Origin of the sequence: Oscillatoria sp. HE19RPO (assembly GCF_024220515.1) — a bacterium.
Classification (GTDB): Bacteria; Cyanobacteriota; Cyanobacteriia; order Cyanobacteriales; family Laspinemataceae; genus Laspinema.
In genome coordinates this window covers 81,685-92,583 of record NZ_JAMXOT010000010.1, presented here as the reverse complement: position 1 = coordinate 92,583, position 10,899 = coordinate 81,685, and the positions used below count along the sequence as shown (strand labels likewise).

The following is a 10,899-nucleotide window of genomic DNA, read 5'->3' as shown; positions in this document are numbered from 1 at the left end:
ACAAACTAAGAAGAAATGACTAAATTTTCCCCGTTTGTATTAACGACTTCAGTCGTTATCCCCCAGAGTTGCGAAGAAAAGAAACGACTGAAGTCGTTACTACAAACTAAGAAGAAATGACTAAATTTTCCCCGTTTGTAGTAACGACTTCAGTCGTTATCCCCCAACCCAACGAGATGTGTTACAAAAAGTGAAACCCCCTGCTCATTTCCCCAAGTCTGTGCCATCCTAGAATTCATCATCAAAATGAGGTTCCTATGAAATTACTCTATATTGTTCCAGCCTGTTTAGTCCTGGTTACAGCAGTGGGAACAGTCGCAAATTTAACCTTAGCCCAACATTCGCGATCGCCCGCCCATCCCATCCTCTCTCAAGGCAATCAAACCCCAACTCCCTCGGAATCCCAAGATGCGGGGGGCTTATATGTTTTATCCCCGGACGGAGAAAAACAAGCCTTTACCCTCACCCATACCGATGTCAAAGCCCGAATTGATGGCAATGTCTCCCAAGTTGCCGTAACTCAACGGTTTCAAAACCCATTTAATGAACCATTAGAAGCCATTTATGTCTTCCCCCTTCCTGATGAGGCGGCGGTTTATGATATGGAAATCAAAATCGGCGATCGCATCATTAAAGGCGATATCAAACAACGGGAAGAAGCCCAACGCATTTATGACGAAGCAAGAGAACAAGGACGCACCGCAGCATTATTAGAACAAGAACGTCCTAATATCTTCACTCAATCCCTGGCGAATATCAAACCCGGTGAACAAATTGAAGTCACCATTCGCTACAGTGACAGTCTCCCCTTTGAAGGGGGAAACTATGAATTTGTCTTCCCAATGGTAGTCGGTCCGCGTTATATTCCAGGAACCCCAACTACCCCAGAAACCCCGAATACTAACCAAGTTCCTGATGCCTCACGGATTACCCCTCCGGTCCTTCGTCCTGGCACAAGGTCCGGTCATGATATTAGTGTGGCGGTGGAGATTAATGCCGGAGTTCCCATTTCCAATATCCAATCCCCGTCCCATCAAATTGTCACCTCTCAATCGGAAGAGATGGTCCGGATTGACTTAGCAAAAGCCGATTCTATCCCGAACAAAGATTTAATTCTGCGCTATCAGGTTTCAGGCGATCGCACCAAAGCAACAGTCCTCACCCAATCCGACGATCGCGGGGGACATTTTGCCATTTACCTCATTCCCGCCTTAGATTACAACCGCAATGAAATCGTCCCCAAAGATGTCATCTTTTTAATGGATACCAGCGGGTCTCAATCCGGTGACCCCATCGTGAAATCCCAGGAATTGATGCGCCGCTTTATCAATGGCCTAAATCCCAATGATACCTTTACGATTATTGACTTTGCCAATACCGCAACGGCACTCTCTCCTCGCCCCTTAGCCAATACGCCTGCTAATCGCAACATGGCGATCGATTATATCAATCAATTGGACGCCAATGGGGGAACTGAGTTATTAAATGGCATTCAAACCGTCTTAAATTATCCACCGGCAGAAAATGGGCGGTTGCGAAGTATTGTGTTGTTAACCGATGGATATATTGGCAATGACATGGAAATCATTGCCGAGGTTCAACAAAAGTTACAAGCGGGCAACCGTTTATATAGTTTTGGAGTGGGGAGTTCGGTGAATCGATTTGTCCTCGATCGCCTTGCAGAAGTGGGACGCGGAACCTCCCAAGTAATTCGTCAGGATGAACCCACAGAAGAGGTGGCAGAACGGTTTTTCCGACAGATTAATAATCCCGTTTTAACGAATATTGAGGTGAGTTGGGAAGGGGGAGGGGAACCGGCAGAAGTTTATCCCGGTTTACCGCCAGATTTGTTTGCGGAACAACCCTTAGTTTTGTTTGGACGAAAAGGCGATCGCGCCCGGGGACAGTTACGAGTGAAGGGAATGACTGCCAATGGCGATCGCTATGAAGAACTCTTTCGCATGGCATTTGAGGAAGAAGGTAACCCGGCGATCGCGCAACTATGGGGTCGCCATCGGATTAAAGATTTAATGAGTCAAATGTATGGCGGAGAAACCACATCCGGGGTAACAGAAGTTACCAATACCGCCCTCGCCTATCGATTGCTGTCTGCTTACACTGCCTTTGTCGCCGTCAGCGAAGAAGTCCGAGTCGATCCCGATGGCACCACCCGCCGAGTGCAAGTGCCCGTCGAATTACCCGAGGGAGTCAGTTACGAAGGGATTTTTGGGGAAGAAAGCGAAGCAGATGCGGTAATGGCACCTCGGGGTCGCACTAGCGGCGCATATCCACCTCCGTCACCTGCTGCGGCACCTGTTCGGTTGTCTGGGGGTGCTCGTCCCGGTCCCGGTAGTCCCCAACCCCTGTATGAATCTTCAACAATGGACGAAATCAATCCATCCCCCCAAGGGAGCGATCGCATTCAAGTCATGGATGCGGAGGATTTAGATGCGGAGGCGACAGCAGATTTAGAAGAATTATTCCAATTTGTGTCCCTCTCCCCAGGAGTGAGTGGGGAAGTGGTGTGGGAAATTGTAGTTCGTCAGGGTCGAGTGGTGCGCGTGATGTTAGACGATCGCGCTTCTACGTTAACGGATCAAGGGGCGATCGACCTGATTCGTCAAACCTTACAACGTTGGCAACCCCCCCAATCTCTCTCCGGAACCCTCCGGATTAAATTGCAAGTTCAACCTTAATTCTGAATCAGGATTGGTTATCCTAAAATGACGTCAGGTGCGTCAGAATGTTAACTTGAGATAGGTATCTTTCCCTTGAGTATCTGACGCACCCGACGGAACCTCGACCCGTTTATAATTTCTCTAAATTTTATGGCGAGAATTAATTTACTCGATACAAAAACCACCAATTTTCGGGATTTAATTGGCAATGGTAAAATTTATCGAGTCCCCCTGTTTCAACGTGATTATTCCTGGCGAGAGGAAAATTGGGAAGACCTCTGGCAGGACATTTTGATGCTTCACCAGGACCCGGAATCTAGTCATTATATGGGGGCGATTGTTCTGCACAATTCGGCCAATTCTGACAAAGAGTGGACGATTATTGATGGTCAACAGCGGTTTGCTACCCTGAGCATTTTGGCAATTGCACTCATTGATAAACTCACTCAACTCGTGGATTTGGGACAAGAAGCAGAACAGAATAAAGAGCGCCAGGAGCTTTTAAAGCGGACCTATTTAGCGGATAAAGACCCGCGCTCTCTTCGCTATTCCAGTAAGTTAATCTTAAATGAAAACAACGATGAATTTTATCAGAGCAATCTGATTAATTTAAGACAACCCCGGAATCTGCGTTCTTTACCTCACTCTAACCAACTCTTATGGAATGCCTTTGCTTATTTTTCTAAACAAATTAGTGAAGATATCCCCGAAGTGGTGAGCAGTGGAGAACAGGTAGCAACTTTTCTGACGGATACGGTGGCGCAACGCTTATTGTTCATTCAAATTAATGTGGAAGATGAACTGAATGCTTATACGGTATTTGAGACTTTGAATGCGCGGGGACTGGAACTAAGTGCCACGGATTTATTAAAAAATTATCTATTTTCTCTGTTTCAAGGACCGGATGATTTACGGGAAGCTCAACGGCAATGGAAAAGAATTATTACCACGGTTCAACTCGAAAGGTTTCCTGAATTTCTGCGGTATTATCTCAGTCTCACCTATACGAGAATCCGTCGCGATCGCCTTTTTAAACAAGTCAGGAATTCGGTCAAAACATCGCAACAAGCGTTTGATTTACTGGATGAACTCGAAAATTATAGTAGTCTGTTTGTGGCATTGGGGAATCCCCATGATGAGTTTTGGCGAGAGAGTCCCCAAAATCAGAGATATATTCGAGAATTGAGCTTGTTTCGAGTCAAGCAAGTTTATCCGACTCTATTTGCCGCTTATGACAAGTTCTCTCCTGATGACTTTACCCGCTTGTTAAAATTGATTGCCGTTGTCTCATTTCGTTATAGCATTGTCAGTTCTTTGAATCCCAATGAATTGGAGACCATTTATAATCAAATTGCTATAGATATTCAAAACAAAGCTATCAAACATCCCCGGGGTGTATTTGAACGATTAGGGTCGATTTATGTATCGGACGAAAAATTTCGTCAGGATTTTTCTTTACTAGAAATGTCTACCAAAGGACAGAAACGCCGATTAGTTCGTTATATTCTGTGGAAGTTGGAAACTGAGGCATCGGGAGTAGAAATCATGGAAGATAGTTTTTCTATAGAACATATTCTCCCCGAAAATCCCGATGATTCATGGCAACGGAATTTTACAGAAAAGCAAGGGGATGAGATGGTGTATCGCCTGGGAAATATGACGCTTCTGGAATCGGGGTTGAATCGGGAAATTGGCAATCAACTTTATGTCAAAAAGCAAGAAAAATATCAGGATAGTCAGTATCGCTTAACTCAGGAAATTCAGGCGGAAGAATGGACGCCGGATGCGATCGCCAATCGCCAACAGCATCTAGGGCGTCTGGCGGTTCAGGTTTGGCGTGCGGATTTTGCCTAACCTAATCTATCTTTTCCCCGCCTAACTTATCTCCCCCTAACTTAATCCACCTGCTTTAAATAAGGGGAAAAAGTGACCGACGGGACCAGGACCTTGGCCAATCTCTAAGGCAAATTGTAAGGCTTCGGTGACATAGTTTTTGGCATTTTTGACCGATGTCAGAGAATCTTGACCTAATGCTAAATTGGCAGCGATCGCCGCTGACAACGTACATCCGGTGCCATGCGTATTGCGAGTTTCTACCGTTACCGTTCTCAAGGTTTCTAGGCAGTCCCCATCAAACCAGACATCTACCCCGCGCAATTCTCCCGCCATGCCGCCTCCTTTGACCAAGACGCCAGAAACTCCACATTTATGGATTCTCTGAGCAGCAGCGCGCATATCATCCAAGGTATTAATTTGTAATCCGCTGAGAATTTGGGCCTCGTAGCGATTGGGGGTGACGATCGCCCCTAACGGCACCAACACATCCCGCAGCAATGTCACCGCTTCATCATCAATCAGTTGGGCGCCAGTCCGAGACACCATCACCGGATCCACGACTAAATTCTTGAACTCTAGCGATTTCACCCGTTCCACCACTGCTGCAATAATCTCTCGATTGAGCAGCATTCCAGTTTTGACCGCCTGTACCCTCATATCCTGAACCACCGCATCAATTTGAGCAGCGATCGCCTCCACCGGCAACCCATCCACCCGAGTTACCCCCATCGTACTTTGAGCCGTGACGCAGGTGAGGGCGCTGGTGCCATGAACCCCATGAAACGCAAAGGTTTTCAAATCCGCTTGAATCCCGGCGCCTCCACCACTATCAGAACCGGCGATCGTCAAGGCGACGGGTACCACCGGCAACGGGGAAATTGCTTGCATATCAGAAATCTTTCAGCCTTTTACCATTAACATTGCCAAAAAGAATCAACTGCTCACCCAGGAAGCAGGGTCAGCAGTGATTAATCCCAACTGATTTGTCCTAACTGTTTATCGCGGAGGGCGACGCTTTTGCAGGAAATCGGGAATATCCAGTCCTGGGGGTTTACCTCGGGAAGGGTCTGAAGGCGGTGGCGGTGGCGGTGGCGCTGCCTGGGGTTTGGGAATGAACCGTTGCGGTTGCGGTGCGACCCTGGCAACCTGAGTTCCCGGTTGGGGGGGTTCTGAGGAAAAGCCCGTTGCAATCACGGTAATCCGAATTTCCCCTTGGAGGCGTTCGTCAATCACCGCACCAAAAATAATATTGGCATTGGGATCAACCACTTCGTACACCGTTTCTGCTGCGGCATTCACCTCATGCAAGGTCAAATCGGTGCCGCCGGTAATATTCAAGACAACGCCCTTGGCCCCTTCAATCGAGGATTCGAGTAAAGGAGAAGAAATGGCACTGAGGGCCGCTTCTCGGGCCCGGGATTTGCCCGAACCGACACCAATTCCCATTAACGCCGACCCCGCATCAGCCATTACTGCGCGCACGTCGGCAAAGTCCACATTCACCAGTCCGGGAATCGTAATAATATCTGAAATCCCCTGAACCCCTTGGCGCAGGATATCATCAGCGACTCGAAAGGCTTCTTGGACTGGGGTTTGTTCGGAAATAACCGAGAGCAATTTATCGTTGGGGATGACAATTAGGGTATCGACCCGACTTTGGAGGGCGGCAATCCCTTCTTCCGCTTGGTTCGTGCGCCGACGGCCCTCGAACATAAACGGACGGGTGACGACCCCCACAGTCAGCGCCCCGACTTCTTTGGCTGCTTCGGCAACGATTGGGGCGGCCCCGGTGCCGGTCCCACCTCCCATGCCTGCGGTAATGAAAACAAGGTCAGAATGTTCTAAGGCATGAGCAATCTCATCGCGAGACTCCTCCGCCGCTTTTTGCCCGATGGCGGGATTGCCACCTGCGCCGAGACCTCTGGTTAGTTTTTGTCCGACTTGTAGGCGTTTGGTTGCGGTGGATTGGACTAGAGCTTGGGCATCGGTATTCACCGCCCAAAATTCTACTCCCGAGACTTCACTTGCAATCATGCGGTTGACAGCATTGCATCCACCGCCGCCTACGCCAATGACTTTAATTTTGGCTATGCTACTCGGCACAATATCGTTACTCCTGGTTTCTTCCCCGGGGAGCCGGTTATCGCGATTTTGACCCAATATTAACCCTGTGTTGTTAAAAGGATTGGAGTTGTCCACTGCCACGGGAAAACCTGTCGGTTCTTCAGAATGAGGGCTTTCATTTCCAACCCCTAGTTTACTATTAAGTGTCATTAGTATTGGGAACGGTAGAGATACAACTTCTGAAATAAGGGCAGATCAAAGTCAACTATAGGCTATGTTGCCCAAGATTACCAACTTTAACACTGATTAGTTTTGCCAATCTGTCAAGGGTAATCATACTGACCCCCTCTCCAACCCAAACTTTTGCCCTGATTTGTCATGGTTTTGAGTTGGGGTTTTTCTAATGAAGTTAAGGGGTTGGGACCGTTGGCGGGGCAGTTACACCTATGCGTTGAAGGGAGGGGCGATCGGGATTGGTCAGGTCTATATAAGCAATTTGGGCTAAATCAATTTGGTTGGGTAAATCCCCCATCTGTCCCAACCGGGACATTTGTTCCTCAAACCGAGGGCTGTAAGGGCCACAATGAACGACTCCCAGTTCGGTTTTTAAAATCAAATTCGCCGGGTCCTGCCAGTTGATTTCATAAATTTTGATGGGACTGCGACGAATGGATTGATAGACAGACTCCCAAGCAAAACGGTATTGCTCCAGGGGGCCGATTACCCGGAGTTGGGGCAGTTGAGCGGTGGGGTCTAGGGCGGTGTAGCTTTCCAAGGGCATCCACATTCCCCGTTCATCAAGCAACCCCACTGATGGCATCCCGGGGGACTCTGCTGCCGGATTGGGGCTGAGTCCGGGGGGAGTCTCGGTGGGGACCCCTGGCGCGATATCAACCGTACTGGCAATTGCCACCGGATAGCGTTCCTGGACCGTCACCTTGAGTCCCCGGGGAAAAAGTTCTCGGGAAACGGTTGCTTTGGCGATCGGACCTTGGGATTCCAATTCTCGGGCGAGTTCTTGCGGTCGAACTTGCAGCATGGATTGGGGATACGAAAGCGGCAACAGGGAGCGAATCGCCCGATCGGAGAGAAATTCATTTCCGTCGATTTCGACTTGTTCCGGGTTGTCAATCACTAAAGCCGGTGAGGTGGTTGTCCATAATAAAAATCCGGCCAGGGAACTGACCGCTAACAGTTGCCAAGAGGCTTGGAACACTTTCTGACGCCGCGATCGCCTAAGTTGACGACGGCGACGCGCTAACTCGGACTGCGAGACCGTTCCGATGGTATCCATCCTAACCGTTTAAGCTAACTGGGACACAACTAGATACACCCAAACTTTACCTCTTGTCAAGAAATAACCTGTATTTCTTGCACTGAAAACCTTCTTGATTCCCATGCAGTGAACCCACTGGAAAATTAAGTTGGTGATCAAATCCAGACTTCCTAGTTCTCCCTAAGACTCTAAAATTAGCAGGTTTCGGTCTGGATAACGACGCTTGACCCTGTGTTTATTCACTTATTTTAACCTCCCGGTTCGGCTTTTGAATCGAGGCTATGCAAGGCTTGCCTCTGTAACATCCTCCGCTTCCCTCCTCTGCTGGGATTCTATTCGGATTCCAAATCGGAAACTTGAGTCCCGCGCTTCTTTCTAGGCTATAGGAGTCGCCGGAGTAACCCATCACTTCTATGACAGACAGGACTTCCGCATATTTTCCAAGGCGACCCTAAATGTAGAGGCGCGAAAGCGAGTCGCCTCTACAGAGTTAGGGTTCATGGGTCAGTCATTACAGAGTGGGGTACAGAGTCGGGACAATTCATAGACTGCCCCCACCTATCAGGTTACATCGGGCTCGACAGCGTAAGTTCTTTGTTATAAGGGAGATTTTCTGGAATGCCACTTGCGGCGTCCTCAAATTGGGACCCTTATCGGGGTGTGATAGACTCCTAACTTCTCAACCTTTGCAGGCGATCGCCCTGTTATCTAAGATCGATCGCCTCTAAACCAACAGGTTGCAATCCGGCAAACATTCTACAGGTGGGTGTCTTGATCGCTCAATTATTCATCGGCAATCACCCATCCTTTTGATCCTGAGTCGGTGGATGGTAAGTAAAGATCACTCTGGCAATCCTCGGTTAATCATCATAAGTAACCTTAAGTCATGCAAATTGTTACGGAAGGACAACCTATACCAGAGAAATATCTGGAGAAGGACTCAGCTATTGGGGAGAGTTAATTAACATGAAATTAGATTTACCGAGATTTTATAAAGCTTGTAATCCCAGTAAAGTCTTGGATATGGCGAATGATGAGGATCGAGAATACTATATTGATTTTTCTTCAGTTCGCGGAGGTAATATTATCCGAGAACTGGGGAGAACGATTAGTTTGCTCTCCGGAGATGAACCCACCTGCCAGCTCTTTACTGGACATATTGGCTGTGGAAAATCAACTGAATTATTCCGGTTGAAAAAAGACTTAGAAGCGGAAGGATATCATGTGGTCTATTTCGAGTCTTCTCATGATTTGGATATGGCTGACGTAGATATCACGGAAATTCTCTTGAGCATTGCCCGTCAAGTTTCAGAAAGTTTAGAGACGATTAACCTTTGCGTTGAACCTAAACGGGGGTTCCGGGATTTACTCAAGGGGGCAGCGGATCTGTTGCAAACTCCCATAGAACTGAGTGGGGAGGCCTCCCTTCCCGGGATTGGAACGTTTAGTGCCAGCAGTGAGGGAGAAGTGGGCTTTTCCTTGCCTGGGGGGATTGGTTCAATTACGGCAAAAGCTCGACATAGCCCCCGATTACGGCAACAGTTGCGACAATATTTAGAACCCCGGACCAATAATATTTTGGAAGCAATTAATAGTGAATTGCTTCATCCTGCAACGGAGATTCTCAATCAGCGGGGTAAAAAAGGATTGGTGGCGATCGTCGATAATTTAGACCGGGTGGATAGTGTCAGAAAACCTTCGGGACGCACACAACCGGAATATTTATTTGTCGATCGCGGTGAGCAATTGCGGAAGCTGAATTGTCATGTAGTTTATACCATTCCCTTGTCTTTAATTTTTTCCAATGACTTGGGCCGATTGAGTTCTCGGTTTGGGGTGAAACCGAAGGTTTTACCAATGGTTCCGGTACGGGAACGGGATGGGAGTGTCTATGAAGAGGGGATGAAGTTACTCAGAAATATGGTCCTCGCCCGGGCATTTCCCCACATTCCGGCTTCCCAACGAGAAGAGATGATTGCCTCGGTGTTTGATTGTTCGGAAACCTTAAATCGCTTGTGCAGCGTGAGTGGGGGTCATGTGCGGAATTTACTGGGACTGCTTTATAGCTGTCTGCAATTGCAAGACCCGCCGTTTTCCCGTCAATGTCTGGAAAATGTGATTAAAGAATATCGGGATGATTTGATTGCGGCAATTACCGATGAGGAGTGGGAGTTGTTATTTCAAGCGTTGGAACAGAAGCACGTCCAAGGGGATGAGGATTATCAACTGTTGTTGAGAAGTATGTTTCTGTTTGAGTATCGCGATCGCGATGGACGCTGGTATTGGATTAATCCTGCTTTGGCCGAAGCCCCTAAATTTAAGGAATGGATGTCAGAATATCCAGCCTAAATCCGGGTTGTCTGCCTTTGTCCCGATCTTTTTTGTCTTGACCTGAACACTCTGAGGGCTTAGGTGGAAGTCTCTCCGGGCGATCGCCCTGCTACTATCCCACCCCGCTGGGGTAGATGGGTTGAGTCCGATAAACGGGTGCGAATTTTACCCAAGTTTTAGCTCAAGATTGTCGCTACAAAAGGTTGGAGCATAAGCCAGTCATTTATCCCCCCTTCAATACAGAGGGAACAATATTTGTCAAGAGAGGAGTGAATCTTTCACTCTCTCTACGATCTGGAGACTGAATTAAAAAAGCGGGATGAAGACCAGGCCAGTTTATTCCCATTTGTTGAGCGCTCTATTTTATCGAATTGACAGGTATCCCACCGAGAGGGAATCGATTTCTGATATTTTTCTGGGATTTTTTCTGCTTGGGGTTTTAGTCAATTTTTTAAATTTGACGGAAGCCCAGAAACGTTTATGATCAAGACCCGATTCCTGTAAAAACGGTGACTCATCCCCTGGAAAGCGCCAACTCCTTTCACCCATCCTCGGACGGAATCAGAGGTAAAGGTTCGTTCCGATAATAGAAGCTGTCGTGATTTTTATCGGGAACAAAACTGATAGAGCAAATCTCACCCTGTTGGCTCATTGCTATAGGGTCTATCCCCCCAAGGGGTTACTCCCTCCCCCCTTGCTGTCAATGATTTAGAG

The 10,899-nt window shown here is 47.8% G+C and carries 6 protein-coding genes; 3 read left to right on the top strand and 3 right to left on the bottom strand.

Annotated elements, in window-relative coordinates:
* The first annotated feature begins 257 nt into the window (after nucleotides 1-257).
* A complete protein-coding gene (locus NG833_RS01370) occupies nucleotides 258-2,696 on the top strand; it encodes a VIT domain-containing protein (RefSeq protein ID WP_254563540.1) in 2,439 nt (812 codons plus the stop codon).
* 132 nt (nucleotides 2,697-2,828) lie between these two features.
* Nucleotides 2,829-4,532 carry a DUF262 domain-containing protein gene (locus NG833_RS01365; RefSeq protein WP_254563539.1) on the top strand — a complete coding sequence of 568 codons (1,704 nt, stop codon included), beginning with the start codon at nucleotides 2,829-2,831 and terminating at the stop codon, nucleotides 4,530-4,532.
* Between the two features lie 36 nt (nucleotides 4,533-4,568).
* Here NG833_RS01365 and thiD read toward each other — a convergent pair whose 3' ends face one another.
* The 3 genes from thiD to NG833_RS01350 form a co-directional block, all read right to left on the bottom strand.
* Nucleotides 4,569-5,402, bottom strand: coding sequence for a bifunctional hydroxymethylpyrimidine kinase/phosphomethylpyrimidine kinase (gene thiD / locus NG833_RS01360; protein WP_254563538.1), 834 nt, complete (start codon nucleotides 5,400-5,402; stop codon nucleotides 4,569-4,571).
* 108 nt (nucleotides 5,403-5,510) lie between these two features.
* Nucleotides 5,511-6,788: a cell division protein FtsZ gene (gene ftsZ / locus NG833_RS01355; RefSeq protein ID WP_254563537.1), complete on the bottom strand. Its 1,278-nt coding sequence runs from the start codon at nucleotides 6,786-6,788 to the stop codon at nucleotides 5,511-5,513.
* Nucleotides 6,789-6,987: 199 nt separating this feature from the next.
* The gene (locus tag NG833_RS01350) at nucleotides 6,988-7,872 is read right to left on the bottom strand and encodes a cell division protein FtsQ/DivIB (protein WP_254563536.1); all 885 of its coding nucleotides are present in this window, start codon (nucleotides 7,870-7,872) and stop codon (nucleotides 6,988-6,990) included.
* A gap of 948 nt (nucleotides 7,873-8,820) precedes the next feature.
* Between NG833_RS01350 and NG833_RS01345 the strand changes: the two genes are divergently transcribed.
* The gene (locus NG833_RS01345; RefSeq protein WP_254563535.1) at nucleotides 8,821-10,203 is read left to right on the top strand and encodes an ATP-binding protein; all 1,383 of its coding nucleotides are present in this window, start codon (nucleotides 8,821-8,823) and stop codon (nucleotides 10,201-10,203) included.
* Nucleotides 10,204-10,899: the final 696 nt, after the last annotated feature.